Origin of the sequence: Pseudomonas reinekei, assembly GCF_001945365.1 — a bacterium.
GTDB lineage: Bacteria > Pseudomonadota > Gammaproteobacteria > Pseudomonadales > Pseudomonadaceae > Aquipseudomonas > Aquipseudomonas reinekei.
Genome location: NZ_MSTQ01000023.1, coordinates 52,306 through 75,338, shown reverse-complemented (window position 1 = coordinate 75,338; position 23,033 = coordinate 52,306). Strand labels below are relative to the sequence as shown.

The 23,033-nt window shown below is 60.7% G+C and carries 22 protein-coding genes; 14 read left to right on the top strand and 8 right to left on the bottom strand.

The window, feature by feature from the left end:
* Positions 1-37: 37 nt before the first annotated feature.
* Positions 38-2,422, bottom strand: a complete 2,385-nt coding sequence (locus BVK86_RS25885) for a hybrid sensor histidine kinase/response regulator (RefSeq protein ID WP_075949083.1) — start codon at positions 2,420-2,422, stop codon at positions 38-40.
* A 326-nt stretch (positions 2,423-2,748) separates the two neighbouring features.
* Here BVK86_RS25885 and BVK86_RS25880 point away from each other — a divergent pair, with 326 nt between their 5' ends.
* From BVK86_RS25880 to BVK86_RS25865, 4 genes are all read left to right on the top strand, one after another.
* On the top strand, positions 2,749-3,546 hold the full coding sequence (locus tag BVK86_RS25880; RefSeq protein WP_075949082.1) for a hydroxymethylpyrimidine/phosphomethylpyrimidine kinase: 798 nt from the start codon (positions 2,749-2,751) through the stop codon (positions 3,544-3,546).
* Between the two features lie 32 nt (positions 3,547-3,578).
* The gene (gene thiE, locus BVK86_RS25875; RefSeq protein WP_075949081.1) at positions 3,579-4,202 is read left to right on the top strand and encodes a thiamine phosphate synthase; all 624 of its coding nucleotides are present in this window, start codon (positions 3,579-3,581) and stop codon (positions 4,200-4,202) included.
* 15 nt (positions 4,203-4,217) lie between these two features.
* The gene (gene hemL / locus BVK86_RS25870; protein ID WP_075949080.1) at positions 4,218-5,501 is read left to right on the top strand and encodes a glutamate-1-semialdehyde 2,1-aminomutase; all 1,284 of its coding nucleotides are present in this window, start codon (positions 4,218-4,220) and stop codon (positions 5,499-5,501) included.
* Between the two features lie 225 nt (positions 5,502-5,726).
* Positions 5,727-6,281 carry a tetratricopeptide repeat protein gene (locus BVK86_RS25865; protein WP_075949079.1) on the top strand — a complete coding sequence of 185 codons (555 nt, stop codon included), beginning with the start codon at positions 5,727-5,729 and terminating at the stop codon, positions 6,279-6,281.
* A gap of 108 nt (positions 6,282-6,389) precedes the next feature.
* Here BVK86_RS25865 and BVK86_RS25860 read toward each other — a convergent pair whose 3' ends face one another.
* Positions 6,390-6,719: a DUF1820 family protein gene (locus BVK86_RS25860; protein WP_003185742.1), complete on the bottom strand. Its 330-nt coding sequence runs from the start codon at positions 6,717-6,719 to the stop codon at positions 6,390-6,392.
* Between the two features lie 136 nt (positions 6,720-6,855).
* Between BVK86_RS25860 and miaB the strand changes: the two genes are divergently transcribed.
* The 5 genes from miaB to lnt all read left to right on the top strand — a co-directional run bounded on the left by miaB (position 6,856) and on the right by lnt (position 12,267).
* Positions 6,856-8,184, top strand: a complete 1,329-nt coding sequence (miaB, locus tag BVK86_RS25855; RefSeq protein ID WP_075949078.1) for a tRNA (N6-isopentenyl adenosine(37)-C2)-methylthiotransferase MiaB — start codon at positions 6,856-6,858, stop codon at positions 8,182-8,184.
* Positions 8,185-8,395: 211 nt separating this feature from the next.
* The gene (locus tag BVK86_RS25850; RefSeq protein WP_075949077.1) at positions 8,396-9,403 is read left to right on the top strand and encodes a PhoH family protein; all 1,008 of its coding nucleotides are present in this window, start codon (positions 8,396-8,398) and stop codon (positions 9,401-9,403) included.
* Positions 9,396-9,890, top strand: a complete 495-nt coding sequence (gene ybeY, locus BVK86_RS25845) for an rRNA maturation RNase YbeY (RefSeq protein WP_075949076.1) — start codon at positions 9,396-9,398, stop codon at positions 9,888-9,890. Before BVK86_RS25850 ends, ybeY begins: the two co-directional genes overlap by 8 nt.
* Before the next feature lie 5 nt (positions 9,891-9,895).
* Positions 9,896-10,735, top strand: coding sequence for an HlyC/CorC family transporter (locus BVK86_RS25840; protein ID WP_007909641.1), 840 nt, complete (start codon positions 9,896-9,898; stop codon positions 10,733-10,735).
* Positions 10,736-10,743: 8 nt separating this feature from the next.
* Positions 10,744-12,267: an apolipoprotein N-acyltransferase gene (gene lnt / locus BVK86_RS25835; RefSeq protein ID WP_075949075.1), complete on the top strand. Its 1,524-nt coding sequence runs from the start codon at positions 10,744-10,746 to the stop codon at positions 12,265-12,267.
* Between the two features lie 52 nt (positions 12,268-12,319).
* On the opposite strand, the gene BVK86_RS25830 is transcribed toward lnt, so the two are convergent.
* Both BVK86_RS25830 and BVK86_RS25825 read right to left on the bottom strand, forming a co-directional pair.
* Entirely contained in the window at positions 12,320-13,081 is a 762-nt protein-coding gene (locus BVK86_RS25830; RefSeq protein ID WP_075949074.1) for a YdcF family protein, read from the bottom strand.
* A gap of 105 nt (positions 13,082-13,186) precedes the next feature.
* A complete protein-coding gene (locus BVK86_RS25825) occupies positions 13,187-13,507 on the bottom strand; it encodes a hypothetical protein (RefSeq protein WP_075949073.1) in 321 nt (106 codons plus the stop codon).
* A 280-nt stretch (positions 13,508-13,787) separates the two neighbouring features.
* Here BVK86_RS25825 and leuS point away from each other — a divergent pair, with 280 nt between their 5' ends.
* From leuS to BVK86_RS25800, 5 genes are all read left to right on the top strand, one after another.
* Positions 13,788-16,394: a leucine--tRNA ligase gene (leuS, locus tag BVK86_RS25820; RefSeq protein ID WP_075949072.1), complete on the top strand. Its 2,607-nt coding sequence runs from the start codon at positions 13,788-13,790 to the stop codon at positions 16,392-16,394.
* Positions 16,395-16,482: 88 nt separating this feature from the next.
* Positions 16,483-17,088: an LPS-assembly lipoprotein LptE gene (locus BVK86_RS25815; protein ID WP_075949071.1), complete on the top strand. Its 606-nt coding sequence runs from the start codon at positions 16,483-16,485 to the stop codon at positions 17,086-17,088.
* A gap of 39 nt (positions 17,089-17,127) precedes the next feature.
* Complete coding sequence (gene holA, locus BVK86_RS25810) at positions 17,128-18,165, top strand: DNA polymerase III subunit delta (RefSeq protein ID WP_075949070.1); 1,038 nt, start codon at positions 17,128-17,130, stop codon at positions 18,163-18,165.
* Positions 18,166-18,312: 147 nt separating this feature from the next.
* On the top strand, positions 18,313-18,477 hold the full coding sequence (gene arfA, locus BVK86_RS25805) for an alternative ribosome rescue factor ArfA (protein ID WP_056855798.1): 165 nt from the start codon (positions 18,313-18,315) through the stop codon (positions 18,475-18,477).
* Positions 18,478-18,539: 62 nt separating this feature from the next.
* Positions 18,540-19,862, top strand: coding sequence for a lytic murein transglycosylase (locus tag BVK86_RS25800; RefSeq protein WP_075949069.1), 1,323 nt, complete (start codon positions 18,540-18,542; stop codon positions 19,860-19,862).
* 92 nt (positions 19,863-19,954) lie between these two features.
* Here the strand turns inward: BVK86_RS25800 and BVK86_RS25795 are convergent, their stop codons facing one another.
* From BVK86_RS25795 to BVK86_RS25780, 4 genes are all read right to left on the bottom strand, one after another.
* Positions 19,955-20,905 carry a S66 peptidase family protein gene (locus BVK86_RS25795; protein ID WP_075949068.1) on the bottom strand — a complete coding sequence of 317 codons (951 nt, stop codon included), beginning with the start codon at positions 20,903-20,905 and terminating at the stop codon, positions 19,955-19,957.
* A 174-nt stretch (positions 20,906-21,079) separates the two neighbouring features.
* The gene (lipA, locus tag BVK86_RS25790; protein WP_075949067.1) at positions 21,080-22,102 is read right to left on the bottom strand and encodes a lipoyl synthase; all 1,023 of its coding nucleotides are present in this window, start codon (positions 22,100-22,102) and stop codon (positions 21,080-21,082) included.
* A gap of 1 nt (position 22,103) precedes the next feature.
* Positions 22,104-22,751 (bottom strand): lipoyl(octanoyl) transferase LipB, encoded by a 648-nt coding sequence (gene lipB, locus BVK86_RS25785; RefSeq protein ID WP_075949066.1) that lies wholly within the window; start codon positions 22,749-22,751, stop codon positions 22,104-22,106.
* Entirely contained in the window at positions 22,751-23,026 is a 276-nt protein-coding gene (locus BVK86_RS25780; protein ID WP_056855803.1) for a DUF493 domain-containing protein, read from the bottom strand. The genes lipB and BVK86_RS25780 overlap by 1 nt, the downstream gene beginning before the upstream one ends.
* Between the last annotated feature and the right edge of the window lie 7 nt (positions 23,027-23,033).

Here is a 23,033-nt window from a genome sequence, read left to right as displayed (position 1 = left end):
AGCACCGCCCCCCGACTGAAAAAAGTGTCATACCCGCCTAACTGTCGGCGCTTTCGCCCTGCTGTGAACAGAGCACCCGGCGGTAGAGCGCCACCTGCAAGTCTTCGAACTTCACCGGTTTGTTCAGGTAATCAATCAGCGCACCGGTCGGACAGCGCTCGCGATCCACACCCTGCGCAATCACGAACACCGGCAATTGCGAGCACCCCGGCAATGCACGAATCTGGCAGCAGACGGAAACGCCGTCCATCGGCTGCAACTCGTAATCAAGCAACACGGCGTCAACCGTTTCACGCTGCAGGAAATCCAGCGCAGCGCTGGCACTGTCAGCGGTGCGCACCCGAAATCCGAGCTTGAGCAACATGCCGCGCATCACCAACTGGTTGACGTTGTTGTCGTCGACCAGCAATACCGCGCAGTCCTGAGGCAGGCGCAGACGCGAAAGATCCCGGGGCATGAAAGACGCTGAAGGGCGCTCCAGCGGTGGCACTTCAAACTCGACGTCGAGCTGGAAGCGACTGCCGCGCCCCGGTTCCGAGCGGTGAGTCAAGCGACCGCCGAGCAATTCGACCAATTGGCGACAAATCGCCAGGCCAACCCCCAGACCTCCGTATTCACGGGTCATAGAGCCGTCGAGCTGGAAGAAGCGCTGGTACATCGTCGCCTCCCCCAGATCGGTGAAGCCGATACCGGTATCGATCACTGCAAACGACAACGCCAGCCGATCGGGCGAGACTGTTTTTCCGGACACCCGTAATGCCAGCCCGCCGACCCGGGTGAACTTGATCGCGTTATCCAGCAGACATTCCAGGCATTGCGCCAACTTGGCGCTGTCACCTTGCAACCGATCCGGCACCCCGGGTGCCACATCGACCTTGAAGTCCAGCGACTTGCTCGTTGCGTTGCCGTCGAACTGCACACGCAATGCCTCGACCAAGCCGCGCAAGCTGAACGTCGACGGCGATGCCTTGAGCTTGCCGGCCTGCAACTCGGTCAGGGTGAGGATGCCGTTGACCATGCGCATCATCTCCCGCGCCGATCCGGCAGCGGTTTGCTGATACTGCTCGAGCTCCGGGTCCATCTCGACGGTTTGCATCAGCTCCAGAGAACCGATCACGCCATTCATCGGCGTACGCAGCTCGTGGGTCAAGGTGGCGAGGAACTCGTCCTTGAGCTTGTTGCTGTGGGCCAATTGCTGATTGAGCACTTCAAGTTTTTGCCCTGCGTCGAACAGGGTTTGCGCCTGCTGTTCACGCATGGCGTTGATGCGGTCGGCCAGGGCCAGGGACAGTAGCGCCACTTCGATGGCCGAGCCGATCTGGCTGGAATACATGGTCAGGAAGACGTTCGGCAGATACCCCAGCACCATCATCGTGTTGATGATGCCGCCCAGCAAAAATGCCGACCAGGCAATGATGAAGTAGCGTGCAACCCGCAACCCGCGCAGCCAGGCAAATATCCCGGCGGCGAAGATCACCACGGTGAAGGTCAGTGCCAGGGCTGTCGCCAGGCGCAGGGCCAAGGCATAACTGGTCATCAGCGACAGCCCGACCACCAGCGCACTGAACGCCACCAACGCCAGTAGCAAGCGGTCGAGCCAGCGGCTGTGGGTCGACGTCTGCAAGAAACTGCGGGCGAACTGACTGCCGAACAACCCGGCGCAGCCAATGAAAAACGGTGTCGCGGCATTCGCCCACCAGGGATTGTCCGGCCAGAAATACTGCACGGCCGCGCCGTTTACCGACAGCTGATACAAGCCGAACGAAGCGATATAGAAGATGTAATAGAGGTAACTGGTGTCACGTACGCTGAGGTAGATGAACAGGTTGTAAATCAACATGCCCAGCAATACACCGTAAATCAGCCCCAGCACATAGAGCCGCACGGGCTGCTCTTCGAGGTAGGCCGTGCTCGACCACAACGTGACCGGCGCCTGGATCGAACCCTGGCTTTGCAGGCGCAGGTACACGGTTTGCGTCTGGCCGGGCGTGAAGTCCAGATTGAACAGGTAGTTGTTCTGGCGAATCTCGCGACTGGCAAACGGCAAGGCATCGCCCGTCTGCCAGACCTTCTGGTAGTCGCCGCGAGCATCGGGCAAGTAGAGATCAAGGTGGTCGAGCGGCGGATAGGCCAGTTCCAGCAGCCAGGTGCGTTGCGCCGCCGGGTTAGTCGGGCGGTATTGCAGGTCGATTTTCAGCCAGAATACAGAGCGCGAATAGCCGGCGTTGAGCGTGGCTTTGTCATGCGCCTGGAAGTTGCCGGCGGCCGCTTGCGCACGCACCTGGGCGATGCTCGCCTGACCGTCTGCATCTTCAAACACTTGCAGGGATCGGCCCAGGGGAAGGCTCTGTGTGAACTCATCGAATTCGACGGCGTTCGCCAAAAGGGGCAAACACAACAGCAACATCAGCAAATAGCGCATTTATGCCCCAGCGTGGCCTGTCCGGTTCTGTCAGGAAGCCCCCCATTCCTTTTGAGCAGACGTAAAACCGGTGTTTTCTGTTATTTGTTTGGATCCACTCTAGCATAGCCGCTGATGGCTATTGAGCACTACCGGAATTTTTCCTGAAAAGGCTCTAGAACGGGCGTTCCAGCGAAGATTATTGAGATAAAACTGTTGACTTGATCAGATCTTCCAAGGCATCGCGGACAGCGTGGCGAGGGAGCTTGCTCCCTCGCCACAATGTATCGCCCGGACCGCTTGTCGCTACACCCGAAAAAGAATGTTTGGTGGTAAGCTCGCGCACCATGAATATCTACAGCTCTCGCCCCGTTGTCCTCTGTCTCTCCGGCCACGACCCAAGTGGTGGCGCCGGCTTGCAGGCAGATATCGAAGCCCTGCTCGCTCAGGGTTGCCATGCGGCTCCGGCCGTCACCGCCCTGACCGTGCAAGACACGGTCAATGTCACTGACTTCCGCGTCCTCGACCGTGAGTGGGTGTTGGCCCAGGCCAATGCCGTGCTCAACGATTCCGAGGTGGCGGCCGTCAAACTGGGCATGCTCGGTTCCCTGGAAATGGTCGACACCGTGGTCGAACTGCTTTCGGCAAACCCGCACCTGCCAGTGGTCTGCGACCCGGTGCTGCGCGCCGGCGGCGGCGGACGACTGGGCAAGGATGAGGTTGGCTACGCCATGCGCGAACGCCTGCTGCCGCGGTCGATCATCGCCACCCCTAACCTCCCCGAAGCCCGCATTCTCGCCGAACTGCCTGAAGGCACCGCGGACGAATGCGCTGAAAAACTGCTGCCGTTCGTCAAACACCTGCTGATCACCGGCGGTCACGGCGACGAGACTGAAATCCACAACCGCCTGTACACCCGCGACGGTCTGCGCGAAACCTTTATCTGCCAGCGTCTGCCGGGCAGTTACCATGGTTCCGGTTGCACCCTGGCCAGCGCGCTTGCCGGTCGTCTGGCACAGGGCGAAAACCTCGCCAGCGCCGTACAGACCGCGCTTAACTACACGTGGCGCACCCTGCGCGATGCCGAGCAGTTGGGCAAAGGTCAGTTCGTACCCCGTCGCTTGCCGCTGGATTTCTGTTCGTAACTTTCAATTCGTGATGCGGTGAGGCTTGCCTGATGAAACTACGTGGCCTGTACGCCATTACCGACAGCCAGCTACTGGCCGGTAGATTTCTTTCGTACGTGGAGGCGGCGCTGGAAGGCGGCGTCACCCTGCTGCAGTACCGCGACAAGAGCAGCGACGAGGCCCGTCGCTTGCGCGAAGCCGAGGCCTTGCGCAACCTGTGCGATCGCTACAAGACCCAGCTGATCATCAATGACGATGCCGAACTCGCCGCGCGCCTGAACGTCGGCGTGCATCTGGGCCAGACCGATGGCCCGCTGTCGCCGACCCGCGCACTGCTCGGTTCCAAAGCGATCATCGGCTCGACCTGTCACGCGCAAATCGAACTGGCTGAGCAAGCAACAAAAGAAGGCGCCAGCTACGTCGCCTTCGGCCGCTTCTTCAATTCCAACACCAAACCCGGCGCACCGACCTGCAGCCTCGATCTGCTCGACCAGGCCCGCAAGCAACTGCACCTGCCGATCTGCGCGATCGGCGGCATCACCCTCGATAATGCCGCGCCGCTGGTGGCCCACGGGGTCGACCTGCTCGCCGTGGTGCATGGCCTGTTCGGCGCCGAGAGCACGGCAGAAGTGACCCGCCGCGCCCGCGCCTTCAACGAATTACTGAAAATCTGATTTGAGAGCCCGATCATGTCTCGTTCCGAAACCCTGTTTGCCAATGCCCAGAAACACATTCCCGGTGGCGTGAACTCGCCGGTTCGCGCGTTCAAGAGCGTCGGCGGCACGCCGCTGTTCTTCAAACACGCCGAAGGCGCCTACGTTACTGACGAAGACGACAAGCGTTATGTGGATTATGTCGGCTCCTGGGGCCCGATGATCCTCGGCCACAGCCACCCGGACGTGCTGGACGCAGTACGCAAGCAGCTGGAGCACGGCCTGTCCTACGGCGCGCCGACCGAGATGGAAACCCAGATGGCGGATCTGGTCTGTTCCCTCGTGCCGTCGATGGAAATGGTGCGCATGGTCAGCTCCGGCACCGAAGCGACCATGAGTGCGATCCGCCTGGCCCGTGGTTTTACCGGTCGCGACAGCATCATCAAGTTCGAAGGCTGCTACCACGGTCACTCCGACAGCCTGCTGGTCAAGGCCGGTTCCGGCGCCCTGACCCAAGGCGTACCGAGCTCGGCCGGTGTACCGGCAGCGTTCGCCAAACACACCCTGACCCTGCCGTTCAACGACATCGATGCCGTTGAAGCGATGCTCGCCGAAGTCGGCGAGGACGTTGCTTGCATCATCGTCGAGCCCGTGGCCGGCAACATGAACTGCGTGCCTCCTGCCCCGGGCTTCCTCGAAGGCCTGCGCACCCTGTGTGACAAATACGGCGTGGTGCTGATTTTCGACGAAGTGATGACCGGTTTCCGCGTTGCCCTCGGTGGCGCCCAGGCTCACTACGGCGTAACGCCGGACCTGACCACCTTCGGCAAGATCATCGGTGGCGGCATGCCGGTGGGTTGCTTCGGCGGCAAACGCGAGATCATGTCGCGCATTGCGCCGCTCGGCCCGGTTTACCAGGCTGGCACGCTGTCGGGTAACCCGCTGGCGATGGCCGCAGGCCTGACCACCCTGCGCTTGATCAGCCGCCCTGGCTTCCACGCCGAGCTGACCGACTACACCACGCGCCTGCTCGATGGCCTGCAAGTGCGCGCCGATGCGGCGGGCATTCCGTTTGTGACCACCCAGGCCGGAGGCATGTTCGGCCTGTACTTCAGCGGTGCCGACGACATCGTGACCTTCGAGGACGTGATGGCCAGCGACGCCGCCCTGTTCGGCCGCTTCTTCCATCTGATGCTGGAAGGCGGCGTGTACCTGGCACCGAGCGCCTTCGAAGCGGGCTTCACCTCGATCGCCCATGGCGAAGCCGAACTGAAGCTGACCCTGGATGCCGCCGAGCGCGCATTTGCTGCACTGAAGTAACGCTGTTGCACTGACGCCGGCCAACGCTGGCGTCAGCTTTTACCTGCACTCCTGCCCTTTTTCCTGTTCATCTGCTAATAATCCCCCGCAAAGTGGGCGATATATTTCCCGCGCAGCAGAAAAACGAGTAAAGACTTTGTAAGGTTGCCCCTGCTTATTTCATAATGCGCGCTTATTGGATCCCCTCGATGGGTCCGCGCGCCCTTCAGAGGTAAGTCGATTCCCATGAACCGCACCGGCCGCGCCCTTTCACTGGGCTGCCTGTTGCTCCTTCAGCCCCTGCTCGCGCTCGCACAAGCAGGCGGTAACTCGTTGTTAATCCCAGCGATGGGTCGCTGCACCCTCAATACCCAGCCGCAAGACCTGGCACAGGCACTCGCTGCCTGCCAAAAAGCGTCGGATGAAGGGGATGCACAAGCGCAATACGAGTTGGGTGAGTTTTATTACGAAGGTAAAAATGCGCCGCGCGACCTCAATCAAGCCCTGAGCTATTTCGAGAAGGCCTCGCTGCAAGGTCACGCCCAGGCGCAATTCAAACTCGGCAGCATGTTCTTCCATGGCGAAGGCGTCCCGGCCAATAACGTTCAGGCGTATATCCTGCTGAAAATGGCGGCGGTCAACGGCGCTGAAGAGGCACTGGATACGGCGGACGAAGTCACCGAAAAGATGCCCCGCGAGGAACTGGAAGTCGCTACCCAGGTGCTTGGGCAAATTTTCCGTAAATATCTGATGGAATTGCAAAGCGTTGACGGGCGTACGCCGTTCGCGCCACTTCCCTGATTTCTGCTCTGGCTACTGACGCCATCGCTGGCAAGCCAGCTCCTACAGGGTTCGCGTAATTCTGTAGGCGCTGGCTTGCCAGCGATGGGCCCGACTCGGCCTGAAACCTTACTTCTCAGGCATCGGCATCGGAAACGGCATGACATTGCCGACCGCGCCGCGGGCTTCGCTGATTTTCGGTGTTCCCAGACGCTCGACCTCATCGATGCGCACGATCGAATGCATCGGCACAAAACTGCGCACCACGCCTTCGAACTGAGCCTTGAGCTTCTCTTCGCTCGGATCGACGACCACTTGCGTGCGCTCGCCAAAGACGAACTCTTCCACTTCCAGAAAGCCCCACAGATCACTTTGATAGATCTGCTTGGCGTACATTTCGAACACCTGGCCCTGGTTGAGGAAAATCACCTTGTAGATTGGAGCTTCACGTTTGGTCATGGTGGGCGAGCAACACATCGGGGGATAAAAATGAGGGCGCGAACTATAGCATAGCCATCGGACGCGTAGCGGTAGGAACCTGGGTTCATGTTCCCTATAATGCGCGGTTCTTTGAATCACGTGATGACTCTATTCCATGGCCAAGAAGCTTTACATCGAAACCCACGGTTGCCAGATGAACGAGTACGACAGCTCGCGCATGGTGGATCTGCTGGGTGAACACCAGGCCCTGGAAGTCACCGCTCGCGCTGAAGATGCAGACGTGATCCTGCTCAACACCTGCTCGATCCGCGAACGTGCCCAGGACCGGGTCTACTCGCAGCTGGGCCGCTGGCGCGAACTGAAACTGGCCAACCCGGACATGGTCATTGCCGTCGGCGGTTGCGTGGCCAGCCAGGAAGGCGCGGCGATCCGCGATCGCGCACCCTATGTCGATGTGGTGTTCGGTCCGCAAACCCTCCACCGCCTGCCGGAAATGATCGACGCCGCGCGCAGCAGCAAACTGCCGCAAGTCGACGTCTCGTTCCCGGAAATCGAAAAATTCGATCACCTGCCCGAGCCGCGCATCGACGGGCCAAGCGCCTATGTGTCGGTGATGGAAGGTTGCAGCAAGTACTGCACGTTCTGCGTGGTGCCTTACACCCGTGGAGAAGAAGTCAGCAGGCCGTTCGACGACGTGATCGCCGAGATCATTCACCTGGCCGAAAATGGCGTGCGCGAAGTGACGCTGCTGGGGCAGAACGTCAACGGTTATCGCGGCAAGACCCACAACGGGCGCCTGGCCGATCTGGCCGAGCTGATCCGCGTGGTCGCCGCCGTCGACGGCATCGACCGCATCCGCTACACCACCTCGCATCCTCTGGAATTCTCCGACAGCCTGATCCAGGCCCACGCCGACGTGCCGGAACTGGTCAAACACCTGCATTTGCCCGTGCAATCAGGCTCGGACCGTATGCTCGCCGCGATGAAGCGTAACCACACGGCGCTGGAATACAAATCCAAACTGCGCAAACTGCGCGCCGCTGTACCGGGAATCTGCATCAGCTCGGACTTTATCGTCGGCTTCCCGGGCGAGACCGAGAAAGACTTCGAGCAAACCATGAAGCTGATTCAGGACGTGGGCTTCGACTTTTCCTACTCGTTCGTCTACAGCCAGCGCCCGGGTACTCCCGCCGCCGACCTGGCTGACGACACCCCGGAAGAGCTGAAAAAAGAACGCCTGAACGCCCTGCAACATCGCCTGAACCAGCAGGGTTTCGAAATCAGCCGACAAATGGTCGGCTCGATCCAGCGGATTCTTGTAACCGACTATTCCAAGAAAGATCCCGGCGAGCTGCAGGGCCGGACCGAGAATAACCGGATCGTCAACTTCCGCTGCGACAATCCAACCCTGATCGGCCAGTTCGCCGACGTGCACATCGATGCGGCGCAACCGCACTCGCTGCGCGGTTCGCTGATCCAGTAACACCGATCTCTGTGGGAGCTGGCTTGCCAGCGACAGGGCCAGCAAGCCCGACAACGATGTCGCCAGTGACATCGCCATCGCTGCAAGCCAGCTCCCACAGTGAAATGCATTGTTCGTGAGAACGGGTTGATCCATTTAAGAGCTTTCGCACCCGCGCCACTGGCGCTATCCTTGAATCATCACTATTGCCCCAGGGCGGCTAAATACGACCTTGAACGCACCCATCGAACCACATCGTTTCATCCTCGAGCCTTTTGAAGCTCGCCGCTTCGCCAATCTGTGCGGGCAATTCGACGAGCACCTACGTCTTATCGAACAGCGCCTGACTATCGAGATCCGCAACCGCGGCAATCAGTTCGAGCTGATCGGCGAGCCCAAACACACCACCTCCGCGGAAAACCTTCTGCGCCGCCTGTACCGGGAAACCAAGGGTACCGAGCTGTCGCCGGACATGGTTCACCTGTTTCTGCAGGAATCCGCTGTTGAAGAGCTGGATAATCACGCGCCCGCCGAAGCCTCCGTCGCCCTGCGCACCAAAAAAGGCATGATTCGCCCTCGCGGCTTGAATCAGCTGCGCTACGTAAAGGAAATCCTCGGTAACGACATCAACTTCGGCATTGGCCCGGCCGGTACCGGCAAGACCTACCTGGCCGTTGCCTGCGCGGTGGACGCGCTGGAGCGCGAGCAGATTCGCCGCATCCTGCTGGTGCGACCGGCGGTTGAGGCGGGTGAAAAACTCGGCTTCCTGCCGGGCGATCTGTCACAGAAGATCGACCCGTACCTGCGCCCGCTCTACGACGCGCTGTATGAGATGCTCGGTTTCGAATACGTGGCCAAGCTGATTGAGCGCCAGGTCATCGAAGTTGCGCCACTTGCCTACATGCGCGGCCGGACGCTGAACAACAGTTTCATCATCCTCGATGAAAGCCAGAACACCACCGTCGAACAGATGAAAATGTTCCTGACCCGGATCGGTTTCGGCTCGACGGCCGTCATCACTGGCGACATCACCCAGGTCGACCTGCCCCGCGGCACCAAGTCAGGTCTGCACCACGTGATTGAAGTGCTCAAGGACGTACCGGGCATCAGCTTCACTCACTTCCAGCCCAAGGACGTCGTGCGCCATCCACTGGTGCAGCGGATCGTCGAAGCCTATGAGCGCTTCGAAACCAAAGCGGCCGACGATGCAGCCGCCAAGGAAAGCCGCCGCGATGCTTGAGCTTGACCTGCAAATCGCCACCCAAGCCAGCGCCCCCAGCGAAGCCGAGTTCCGCCAATGGTGCGAACTGGCTCTGCGCCAGCGCACCGCGGATTCGGAAATGACCATTCGGCTGGTCGACGAAGCCGAAGGCCGCGAGCTGAACCACACGTGGCGGCAAAAAGATTACGCAACCAACGTCCTGTCGTTCCCGGCGGACGTGCCGGACGAGTTTCTCGACATCCCGCTGCTGGGCGATCTGGTGATCTGCGTGGCCGTGGTTGAGCGCGAAGCCGCCGAACAAGGCAAGGAGCTCAAGGCCCATTGGGCCCACCTGGTGATTCACGGCTGCTTGCATCTATTGGGTTACGACCATATAGATGACGAAGAAGCCGAAGAAATGGAAGCACTGGAACGAACGTTGCTTGCCGAGCTGGGCTTTCCCGATCCGTACGCGGACGACGAAACCGACGCATTCCCTACCGAAACAACAAAGGATTCAGAGTAATCGCTATGAGCGAAGATCGATCGAGCAACGGGCAGAAGTCATGGCTGGGTAAGCTCACCCAGGCTTTTGCCCACGAGCCGAAAAACCGCCAGGAGCTGCTGGAGCTGCTGCGCGACGCACACCAGAACAAACTGTTGGACAGCGAAGCGCTGGCCATTGTCGAAGGCGCCATCCAGGTTGCGGACCTGCAAGTACGGGACATCATGGTCCCGCGCTCGCAGATGATCAGCATCAAGGCGACCCAGACACCTCGCGAGTTCCTGCCGGCCGTGGTCGATTCGGCTCACTCCCGCTACCCGGTCATCGGCGAAAGCCATGATGACGTGATGGGCGTGTTGCTGGCCAAGGACTTGCTGCCGTTGATCCTCAAGGAGAACGGCGACAGCTTCAACATCAAGGACCTGCTGCGCCCGGCCACTTTCGTGCCGGAGTCCAAGCGCCTGAATGTATTGCTGCGCGAATTTCGCGCCAACCATAACCACATGGCCATCGTCATCGACGAGTACGGCGGCGTTGCCGGCCTGGTGACGATCGAAGACGTGCTGGAACAGATCGTCGGCGACATCGAAGACGAGCACGACGTCGAAGAAGACAGCTACATCAAACCGCTGCCCAGCGGTGACTTCCTGATCAAGGCGCTGACGCCGATCGAGAACTTCAACGAGTTCTTCGACAGCGAATTCTCCGATGATGAGTTCGACACCGTGGGCGGCCTGGTGATGAGCGCGTTCGGGCACCTGCCTAAGCGCAACGAAATCACTGAAATCGGTGCCTATCGTTTCCGTATCCTGAATGCCGACAGCCGTCGGATTCACTTGCTGCGCCTGACGCCCATTGCTCGCTAAGGATTGAAATGCGCTGGACAACCCGCCCCGGCTGGCCCGGTAACCTGCTGGCCGTGGCGGCCGGTGCAATCACCACCCTGGCGTTGGCGCCGTTCGATATCTGGCCGCTGGCATTGCTGGCGGTCGGGCTTTTCTACGCGGGTCTGCGCGAGCTGACGCCACGCCAGGCCCTGGGCCGTGGCTGGTGCTTCGGCTTCGGCCTGTTTGGCGCGGGTACCAGCTGGATCTATTACAGCATTCACCACTTCGGTGGCGCTTCGGTGCTACTGGCCGGTTTCCTGATGCTGATCTTCACGGCAGCGATTGCCTGGTTCTTCGCGCTGCCAGCCTGGCTTTGGGCGCGCTGGCTACGGCGTAACGAAGCCCCGCTGGCGGATGCCCTGGCATTTGCAGCGCTGTGGGTCGGCCAGGAGGCCTTCCGCGGCTGGTTCCTGACCGGTTTCCCATGGCTATATTCTGGCTACAGCCAGCTCGACGGCCCGCTGGCCGGGCTCGCCCCCGTCGGCGGGATGTGGCTGATTTCCTTCTCCCTGGCCCTGACCGCTGCGCTGATCTACAACGGCATGCGCCTGATCCGTAGCGCACGTAAAGGCTTCATCGTGATGGGCGCGTTGCTGCTGGTCGCCCCATGGATCGCCGGCATGGCCTTGAAGCACCACGCCTGGACCAGCCCGGCGGGTGCACCCCTGAGTGTCGCGGCGATTCAGGGCAACATCGAACAGAGCATGAAGTGGGACCCGGCGCAGCTCAACGCACAGCTCGCGCTGTACCGCGACATGAGCATGAGTTCCAAGCGCGTCGACTTGCTGATCTGGCCGGAAACCGCGGTGCCGGTGCTGAAGGAGTCCGCCCAGGGCTACCTGGACATGATGGGGAGCTTCGCCGCGCAACGGGACTCAGCCCTGATTACCGGCGTCCCGATCCGCCAGGTCGTCCATCAGCAGAAGCGCTTTTTCAACGGTATTACCGTGGTCGGCGAAGGCGATGGCACCTATCTCAAGCAAAAACTGGTGCCGTTTGGCGAGTATGTGCCCCTGCAGGATGTACTGCGCGGGTTGATCGCGTTCTTTGACCTGCCGATGTCGGACTTTGCCCGCGGCCCGGCCGATCAGCCGATGCTGCAAGCCAAGGGTTACCAGATCGCGCCGTTCATCTGTTATGAGGTGGTGTACCCGGAATTCGCCGCGGGCCTGGCCGCCCAGAGCGAGCTGCTGCTGACGATCAGCAATGACACCTGGTTCGGCACCTCCATCGGCCCGCTGCAACATTTGCAGATGGCACAGATGCGCGCCCTGGAAGCCGGACGCTGGATGATCCGCGCCACCAACAACGGCGTTACCGGCCTGATCAATCCTTTTGGCCAGATCACCGAACAGATCCCGCAATTCGAACGCGGCATCCTGTACGGCGAAGTGGTGCCGATGCACAACCTGACGCCTTATCTGCAATGGCGCTCGTGGCCGTTGATCATTGTTTGCGTGTTGCTGTTTGGCTGGGCGTTGATTGCCAACCGGATGGCGAAGACGGTCTAAACCCTGTGGCGAGGGAGCTTGCTCCCTCGCCACAGGTTGTTGACTATCGCTGTTATCGATAGAACAACGAATACCCCACCTGCCCCACCGCCTCATTCATCAACTGCCCGCTCTGCCAGATCGACTTGAACTCCGGCAACCAGCCTCCGAATAGCTGGGCGTCATCCGTGCCTAAAAAGCCCATCGGCGCCGGCACCACCTCAAACCCGGCCTTCTGGAAACTCCAGACCGCTCGCGGCATGTGCCAGGCGTGAGTCACAAGCACCACGCGCTTGACCCCTTCGGGCAACAACACCTCGGCGCTGAACTGCGCATTTTCCCAAGTCGTGCGGCTACGGCCTTCCTGCCAACGCACCGACACGCCGAAATCATCACGCAACGAGTCAGCCATCATCTTGGCCTCGGTGGGCGGCGTACCGTAATGCAAGCCACCACTGGTCAAAATCGGCAGGCCCGAGGCTTTGGCCAGGCGCGCCGCATAGCGTTGACGCTCCAGGCCTACGCCGGTCGGCTGATCGGCGCCCCACGCGAAATCACCGCGCTCGCGCCCCGACCCCAGCACCACAATCGCATCAGCGTGTTGCGCCAGCGTCGCCCATTCGTCGAGCGCCAGCGGCGGCTCGCGCTCCAGGAATGCAGCGCTCCATTGCACGACAATCGGCAGGCTCATCAGAAAAAAGCCGCCAAAACCCAAGGCAAAACACACGGCAGCCAGCCTTGGCCTTGAGCGCCGCCACCACCAGGCAAGCGCCAGCAGCAGCAAAAGAACGCCGGGGGGCAAGAGAAGTTGTTTCACAAAATAGCGAAAAGGCATCGAGCATCTCCTTGAAGATGCCCGAAGCCTAAGTGGGTTGATGCAGTGCGACAATAAATACGCAAGGACTATGCTTGAAAAAACCCTGGAGCATGGCTCGGTGTCTTACTTGAATTGCAGGGACCGGACCTTTACCGCGTCTTTGCCGGGTACTTTGTCCTTGAGCCAGATAATTTTGGCTGAGCGTGGTGCGTCGAGTTGCTTTATTGCCTCGGACAGGCATCCGTGTGTCTCACGCTCGCTGCGATCCAGGTACGCCTTGACCAGAGCAAACTCTGCGGGGCTCAAGCCGCGCAATTCCAGCTCCAGTGGACGTTCATCACGCAACCGGCCTGCGGTTTTTGCCGCTTCCAGGGCCATTCCAAGACGATCGATCAGTCTTTCGTACAACTCCGGTTTAGTAGCTTTTCGTTGTGACTCAACCATCCCTCACCTCATTGGAAGATAAGACCTACTCCCCAGTTAGAGCTTAGCTTCCATGCACAAACCGGCTGAGCGCCGCGACCAACGGCCCTCGCGGCGTTTTTCGCGAGACGCGCGGCAGCAATCAGGGTTTCCCTCGGTAGAGTGCGGTCATGTATGCTACGGCGCTTCCTGTAACTCCACTTCCAGCGCGACTGGACACCGAAACGCCGAATTGGCGTGATCACCGTCCAGCGTTGCATTGAAGAGGATTAGGCCACCCCTATTCAGTTCAAAAGTAGCCATGCACGAACAATATCAGCCCCGTGAGATCGAAGCCGCCGCCCAGTCATTCTGGGACGAGCAAAAGTCCTTTGAAGTCAGTGAACAGCCAGGCAAGGAGACCTACTACTGCCTGTCGATGTTCCCTTACCCCAGCGGCAAGCTACACATGGGGCACGTGCGCAACTACACCATCGGCGACGTGATCTCCCGCTACCAGCGCATGCAAGGCAAAAACGTTCTGCAACCAATGGGTTGGGACGCCTTCGGCATGCCGGCGGAAAACGCCGCGATGAAGAACAACGTAGCGCCCGCCAAGTGGACCTACGAGAACATTGCCTACATGAAATCCCAGCTGCGCAGCCTGGGCCTGGCAGTGGACTGGTCGCGTGAAGTGACCACCTGCAAGCCCGATTACTACCGCTGGGAGCAATGGCTGTTCACCCGCCTGTTCGAAAAAGGTGTGATCTACAAGAAAAGCGGCACCGTGAACTGGGACCCGGTCGACCAGACCGTCCTGGCCAACGAACAGGTGATCGACGGTCGCGGCTGGCGTTCCGGCGCGCTGATCGAAAAGCGCGAAATCCCAATGTACTACTTCAAGATCACCGCCTACGCGGACGAGCTTCTGGAGAGTCTCGACGACCTGCCGGGCTGGCCTGAACAGGTCAAGACCATGCAGCGCAACTGGATCGGCAAGTCCCGGGGCATGGAAGTGCAGTTCCCGTACAACGTCGATTCCATCGGCGAAGCCGGCACGCTGAAAGTGTTCACCACCCGTCCGGACACCCTGATGGGCGCGACCTACGTCGCCGTAGCCGCCGAGCACCACCTGGCCACCCTGGCCGCCCGCAACAATCCCGAGCTGCAAGCGTTCATCGCCGAATGCAAGGGCGGCAGCGTTGCTGAAGCCGACGTCGCCACCCAAGAGAAAAAAGGCCTGCCAACCGGCCTGTTCGTCGAACATCCGCTGACTGGCGAAAAACTGCCGGTCTGGGTCGCCAACTACGTCCTGATGCACTACGGCGACGGCGCGGTGATGGCTGTTCCGGCCCACGACGAACGCGATTTCGAATTCGCCCACAAGTACAACCTGCCGGTCAAATCGGTGGTGCGCACAAGCGCAGGCGACACCAACCCTGCGCCATGGCAAGACGCCTATGGCGAACACGGCACGCTGATCAATTCCGGTGAGTTTGACGGCCTGGACTTCGCCGGTGCCTTCGACGCCATCGAAGTGGCACTGATCAAGAAAACACTGGGCGCCTCGCGCACCCAGTTCCGCTTGCGCGACTGGGGCATCAGCCGTCAGCGCTACTGGGGCTGCCCGATCCCGATCATCCACTGCGCCGCTTGCGGTGACGTGCCGGTGCCGGAAGATCAACTGCCTGTCGTGCTGCCCGAAGATGTCGTACCCGATGGTGCCGGCTCGCCACTGGCGCGCATGCCCGAGTTCTACGAGTGCAACTGCCCGAAATGTGGCCAGCCTGCCAAGCGTGAAACCGACACCATGGACACCTTCGTCGAGTCCTCGTGGTACTACGCCCGCTACGCCTCGCCGCACTTTGAAGGTGGCCTGGTGGAAAAATCGGCGGCCGACCACTGGTTGCCGGTGGATCAGTACATCGGCGGTATCGAACACGCGATTCTTCACCTGCTCTACGCGCGCTTCTTCCACAAGCTGATGCGCGACGAAGGCCTGGTGAGCTCCAACGAGCCATTCAAGAACCTGCTGACCCAAGGCATGGTGATCGCCGAGACTTACTATCGTCGCGAAGCCAACGGTGCCTATACCTGGTTCAACCCGGCGGACGTCGAACTTGAGCGTGACAGCAAGGCCAAGGTCATCAGCGCCAAACTGAAAACCGACGGTTTGCCGGTGGAAATCGGCGGCACCGAGAAGATGGCCAAGTCGAAGAACAACGGCGTCGACCCACAGTCGATGATCGACCAGTTCGGCGCAGACACCTGCCGCCTGTTCATGATGTTCGCTTCGCCACCTGACATGAGCGCGGAATGGTCTGACTCCGGCGTCGAAGGTTCGCACCGCTTCCTCAAGCGCGTCTGGCGTCTGGCGCAAGCCCACGTCAGCCAGGGCCTTCCGGGCAAACTGGACGTCGCCAGCCTGAATGACGAGCAGAAAGCCGTTCGTCGCTCGATCCACCTGGCCATCAAACAAGCCAGCCAGGACGTCGGCCAGAACCACAAATTCAACACCGCCATCGCCCAAGTGATGACGCTGATGAACGTGCTGGAAAAAGCCGCACAAGCCACTGAACAGGATCGCGCGCTGATTCACGAAGGTCTGGAAACCGTGACGCTGCTACTGGCTCCGATCACGCCGCACATCAGCCACGAGCTGTGGAATCAACTGGGTCACGCCGACCCGGTGATCGACGCTGGCTGGCCGGAGCAGGACGACAGCGCACTGGTGCAGGACAGCCTGACGCTGGTGATCCAGGTCAACGGCAAGCTGCGTGGCCAGATCGAAATGCCGGCCACCGCGACCCGTGAAGAAGTCGAAGCCGCCGCACGCGCCAACGAAAACGTGCTGCGCTTCGTCGACGGTCTGACCATTCGTAAAGTGATTGTGGTGCCCGGGAAACTGGTCAACATCGTCGCCAGCTAATTGGATCAGGCGCCAGGTCATGCCTGGCGCCGAGTAAAACCTTTCGGGCCGCATCATCGGCCCACATGGTTTCAAGGGGAGCAACACAATGATCAAACGCAACTTGCTGGTGATGGGCCTCGCAGTCCTGTTGAGCGCCTGCGGTTTCCAGCTGCGCGGCACCGGCACCACCGAACTGGCGATCAAGGAACTCGACCTGAGCGCCCGCAACGCCTACGGCGAAACCGTGACCCAAATGCGCCAGGTTCTGGAAAGCAGCGGCGTCAAGGTTTACACCGGCGCACCTTACAAGCTGTTCCTGGCCGACGAACAGGAATCCCAGCGCATCCTCAGCTATGCAGGTGCGGGCCGTACCGGCGAGTACCAGGTCACCACGGTGCTCAACTACGACATCCTCGGCCAAGGCAACCTGCCACTGATGAGCGACAAGCTTGAAGTGCAGAAAATCTTCATCCACGACGGCAACAACCTGGTGGGTTCTGACCAGGAAGCGACCGACGCTCGCAAGGAAATCCGTCGGGAGCTGGTTCAGCGCATGATGCTGCGCTTGCAACAACTGACGCCGACCCAGCTGGACCAGTTGCAGCAAACCGCTGATGCCAAGGCCAAGGCAGAAGCCGCGGCACTGGAAGCGGCACAGAAGGCTGAAGCGGAAACCCCGCGCCAGTCGCCTCTCGAACTGCCGCAGCAGTAAGTCTTGCGGGGCGCTCAGGCGCCCCGTTTGCCGCCTTCTATGAAACTCGCTCCCGCCCAACTCGGCAAACACCTGCAAGGCGCTCTCGCGCCGGTCTACGTCATCAGTGGCGATGACCCCTTGCTGTGCCAGGAAGCCGCCGACGCTATCCGTGCCGCTGCCCGTCAACAGGGCTTCGATGAACGCCAGGTTTTTGCCGCCGACGCCAGTTTCGACTGGGGCACGTTGCTGCAAGCCGGTGCGAGCATGTCGCTGTTCGCCGAAAAGCGTCTGCTGGAACTGCGCCTGCCCTCCGGCAAGCCCGGTGACAAAGGTGCCGCCGCGTTCATCGAATACTGCTCACGACCGGCCGAAGACACGGTGCTGTTGATCAGCCTGCCCAAGCTCGACGGCAGTGCTCAGAAAACCAAGTGGGGCAAGGCGCTGGTCGAAGGCCCGCACACCCAGTTCGTGCAAATCTGGCCGGTGGATGTCAGCCAGTTGCCGAGCTGGATCCGTCAGCGCCTGTCCCAGGCCGGGTTGTCCGCCAGCCAGGACGCCGTAGAGCTGATTGCCGCACGGGTTGAAGGCAACTTGCTGGCTGCCGCCCAGGAAATCGAAAAGCTCAAGCTGATGGCCGAAGGCGGTCAGATCACTGTCGAAACCGTACAGGCTGCGGTTGCCGACAGTGCGCGATTCGATGTCTTCGGGCTGACCGACGCGATTCTCAACGGCGAGGCCGCCCATGCCCTGCGCATGCTCGAAGGACTGCGCGGCGAAGGTGTCGAGCCACCGGTGATCCTTTGGGCCCTTGCTCGCGAATTGCGGCTGCTGGCCAATATTTCGCTGCAATACAGCCAGGGCACCCCGTTGGACAAAGCCTTCAGCCAGGCCAAGCCACCGGTTTGGGACAAGCGTAAACCGCTAATGAGCAAAGCCCTGCAACGTTACTCGGCGCAACGCTGGGCGCAGTTGTTGCTCGAAGCACAGCGCATCGACGCGCAGATCAAGGGCCAGGCGGCAGGTTCGCCGTGGATGAGCTTGAGTCGGTTGACGCTGTTGATGGCGGGGCAGCGTCTGACGTTGCCTGCCGAGTAAAGCTTTTGTGGCGACGGAGCTTGCTTCCGCCGGGTGGAGCAAGCTCCCTCGCTACAGGTCGTCATTTCCTACGTCGCGGGGCTGGACAGAACCCCAAGTTCGGCCGATGATTTGCCCCGCAAAAACCATTACCTGCGAGAGATCATCATGAGCAAAAAGCCGTCCAAACGCGGCCCCAACAAGGCCAAATCCATCATCGCCCAGCCCCTGTTCCGCAGCCGCCAGGAACGAGCCGGCAAGGGCAAAGGCAGCTACCGCCGCGAAGCCTTCCAGTCTGACAACTGGGAGGCTTCTTACTTTCTGGCGGCCTGAAAGGCATGCGCCCGCTCAACATGTTAAGGTCTGCACTTGATCCGTTTTCCCTGGACCCGTGCATGCCCCTTTGTCTTTCCCGTCGTTGGCACCTGCGCCAATTGATTGCTGCCTCCAGCCTCGTTTTGCTAGTCGCCTGCGCGGAAAAACCCACCGCCGCCGATGCCCAGCCATTAAAGACCCTGCCTGTCGCCACCGCCCCCGCGGTTCTTCCGCCTGTGGTTCCCAACGGTGAAAACCTCGACATCCAGCCCACCCAGACCTTCGCCGAATGGCAGGCGGGTTTCCGCAAGGATGCCCTGGCAGCCGGTATTCGGGCCGATTTGTTCGACCGTGCCTTTGCCAATATCAGCTTCGACGCCAGCGTGATCCGTGCCGACCGCAGCCAACCGGAGTTCGCCAAACCGGTGTGGGAATACCTCGATGGCGCCCTGTCGCCGCTGCGGGTTCGCAAAGGTCAGGCGCTGGTCGACCAGTACGCCGATATCCTGCAAAGCATCGAACAGCGCTATGGCGTCGATCGTCAGGCCCTCGTTGCCGTGTGGGGCATGGAAAGTAATTTCGGCCAGTTCCAGGGCAGCAAGTCGGTGATCAACTCGCTGGCGACCCTGGCTTATGAAGGTCGCCGCCCGGGCTTCGCCCACGCACAATTGATTGCGGCGCTGCAAATCCTGCAACAGGGTGATATCGCGCCGGAGAAAATGCTCGGCTCGTGGGCCGGCGCCATGGGTCAGACCCAGTTCATCCCGACGACCTACAACACCCACGCCGTGGACTTCGATGGTGACGGGCGTCGCGACATCTGGGGCAGCGCCACCGATGCACTGGCCTCGACCGCCCACTACCTGCAAAGCTCCGGTTGGCAGAAAGGCCAGCCGTGGGGCTTTGAAGTGCAACTGCCAGGCAACTTCAACTACGTGCTGGCCGACGGCACAATCCGCAAGAGCGTCGCAGAGTGGCAGCAATTGGGCGTCACCCTGCCCAACGGCGGCCGGGTTCCGGCAGGCTCTGAAAACCTGTCCGCGGCGCTGCTGCTGCCGGCCGGCTACCGTGGCCCGGCCTTCCTGGTGCTGGACAACTTCCGCGCGATTCTCAAGTACAACAACTCCTCGTCCTATGCCTTGGGCGTGAGCCTGCTGTCCGAGCGGTTCAATGGCGCGGGCCTGATCAACGGCTCGTGGCCAAAGGATGATCTGCCGCTGAGCCGTACCGAACGGATCGAGCTGCAAAACCTCCTGAGCGCGCAGAATTACGACGCAGGCACGGCAGACGGCATCATCGGCGCCAACACACGCAAAGCGATCCGCAGCGCCCAGCAGTCGTTTGGCTGGCCGGCGGACGGATATCCGACGCACAAATTGCTGGAAGGGTTGCGTAACCGTTAAAAGCTTCGCGGGCAAGCCCGCTCCCACAGGTCATTCGCAATCCCCGTGGGAGCGGGCTTGCCCGCGATGACTGACTATCAGGCGATGAAGCTCTAGGGCCTGACCACCACATCCTGCTCCAGCATCAACGCCTTGCTCCCCGCATCCAGCCTGACCAGCGCGCCCATCGGCAGCGTCAGGTTCGGATCACAGTGGCCGCTGCGCCACCCGGACAACACCGGGATCCGCAAAGGCTCGAACGTCTGCTTGAGCAACCGCTCCAGCGCGGGCACGTCCACCCCCGCCACATCGCCCACCAGCACCCCGCGCAGCTGGCCCAGCGTGCCGGCCAGTCGCAGGTGAGTCAGCAGACGGTCAATGCGATACAGCGGCTCGTTGATGTCCTCGATGAACAGAATGACGCCCTCGGCATCGATTTCGTAGGGCGTGCCCATGGTCGCGGCGATCATCGACAGATTGCCCCCCAGCAAACGCCCATGGGCGATGCCAGGCTCGATTGTGCTCAAGGGGTAGGCCACCGGATGTACCAAAACGCTACCCGCCTTCACCTGCCCGCGCAGCATGTTGAAAAAAGAAGGCTCGGTGGGCTTTTGCCTGTCGCCCAGCAGATCGGCATTGAGCAACGGGCCATGAAACGTCACAAAGCCTGCATAGCGGCTGATCGCCAGGTGCAGCGCGGTGATGTCGCTATAGCCGATGAAGGGTTTGGCGTTACGGCGCAGCAATTCGAAATCGATGCGATCGAGCAACCTCGGCGTGCCATAACCACCGCGCAGGCAAATGATCGCATCGACCTCGTCATCGGCGAATGCGGCATGCAAGTCCTTGAGGCGGACCTCGTCGCTGCCGGCCAGGTAACCCTCCTTCTGGTAGACACCGGGGTAAATCTTCAGTGAATAGCCTCGGGCGCGCATCCATTGCACGGCTTTATCAGTGTCCAGCGGCGCCGGCCCGGCAGGCGCAATGACGCCGATCACCCCTTCCAACGGCAAGGCCGGAACCGGGGTGTGAGGACAAAGGGTGTGGGTCGGTCGAACGGTCATCCATGAATCTCCCTGCGTGAACACTTGAGCACACAGTAGTCAGGAACGGGGACAAACAGAAGAGCGATTGTCGCCCCGCAGGTTGCAGGAAAAGACGGCAGTGGCCGTGGGCAAGGCAAAAAAACGCCCGCAAGGCTGAAGACCTTGCGGGCGTATTGTATTTCTTTGGGCGGATCAGGACGACATCAGCTCGGCCTTGACCAGCTTCGCCTGCTCGTCGGCGTGGTACGACGAACGAACCAGCGGACCGGAAGCGACGTTCTTGAAGCCCATCTTGTAACCTTCCTCGGCGAACCAGGCGAAGGTGTCCGGGTGCACGAAGCGCTGCACCGGCAAGTGGCTGCGCGACGGCTGCAGGTACTGACCGAGGGTCAGCATGTCGATGTCGTGTTCGCGCATGCGCTTCATGACTTCGATGACTTCTTCGTCGGTTTCGCCCAGGCCCAGCATCAGGCCGGACTTGGTCGGAATGTGCGGCATCATCTGCTTGAAGCGTTGCAGCAGGGTCAGCGACCACTGGTAATCCGAACCCGGACGCGCAGCCTTGTACAGACGCGGCACGGTTTCCAGGTTGTGGTTGAACACATCCGGCGGCTCGGCGGCGGTGATCTGCAGGGCAATGTCCATACGGCCACGGTAGTCCGGCACCAGCGTTTCCAGCTGAACGTTCGGCGACAATTTGCGGATTTCACGGATGCAGTCGGCGAAGTGCTGGGCACCGCCGTCACGCAGATCGTCGCGGTCTACGGAGGTGATCACCACGTATTTGAGTTTCAGGTCAGCGATGGCGATGGCCAGGCTTTCCGGCTCGTTGACATCCAGTGGCTTCGGACGGCCGTGGCCGACATCGCAAAACGGGCAGCGACGGGTGCAGATGTCGCCCATGATCATGAAGGTCGCCGTGCCACCGGAGAAGCACTCGCCCAGGTTCGGGCAGGAAGCCTCTTCGCAGACGCTGTGCAGCTTGTGTTTGCGCAACAGCGCCTTGATACGGTCGACTTCCGGGGACACCGGGATGCGCACGCGAATCCAGTCAGGCTTTTTCGGCAGCTCCGTGGTCGGAATGATCTTGACCGGGATGCGTGCAACCTTTTCGGCGCCGCGCAGCTTTACGCCGGCTTCAACCTTGGCACGCGGGGCCGGACGCTCGGTGACATCCTGCGTCGGGATCATGGTTTGCACTGCATCAGTAGTCATATCAGTCGATTCCGCCCGTTAGGGTCGTCTGCTCAGCATAGTCGAGGTGTTTGACGAGCTGCGCGCGCAGCCGGGCACTTACCTCGGCAAATTCAATCGATCCTGCGTGATCGCTCAGCTGGGTCATCGCCAGCCCGGCGTAGCCGCAGGGATTAATCCGTCGAAACGGTTCCAGGTTCATGTCCACGTTCAAGGCCAGGCCATGAAAGGAACAACCGTGGCGGATCCGCAGACCCAAAGAAGCGATTTTCGCGCCGTCGACATAGACTCCCGGCGCATCCGGCTTGGCTGCCGCCGTCACGCCGTAGCTGGCGAGCAGCTCGATCAGGCATGACTCCATGCGGCTCACCAGGTCACGCACACCGAAACCCAGCTTGCGCACATCCAGCAACAGGTACGCCACCAGTTGTCCGGGGCCGTGATAGGTAACCTGCCCACCCCGGTCGACCTGCACCACCGGGATATCTCCCGGCAGCAACAAATGCTCGGCTTTGCCAGCCTGGCCCTGGGTGAAGACCGGCGGGTGCTCGACCAGCCAGATCTCGTCGGCAGCATCAGTGCCACGTTCGTTGGTGAAGCGTTGCATGGCATGCCAGACCGGCTCGTAAGCCATCTGACCAAGTTCGCGAAAGCCCAGCGTGCCGGACATCACAGCACCATGTGTACGAAACCGGTGGCCCGCAGTTCGCTGTTGATGTTGTACAGCTGGTCCTGGTCGGTCGCGACGATGTGCAACTGGATAGTGGTGTATTTGCCGTTGCTGCTTTGACGCTCGTCAACACGCTCGTCATTGATCTTGGCGTGTTTGCGGACGATGTCGATGATCTTGTCCTTGTTGCCCACACCCGTGTCGCTGATCACCTTAACCGGATAATCAGTGGCAGGGAATTCGATCTTGGGCGCCTTTACTTCAGTATCGGTCATGGCGTAA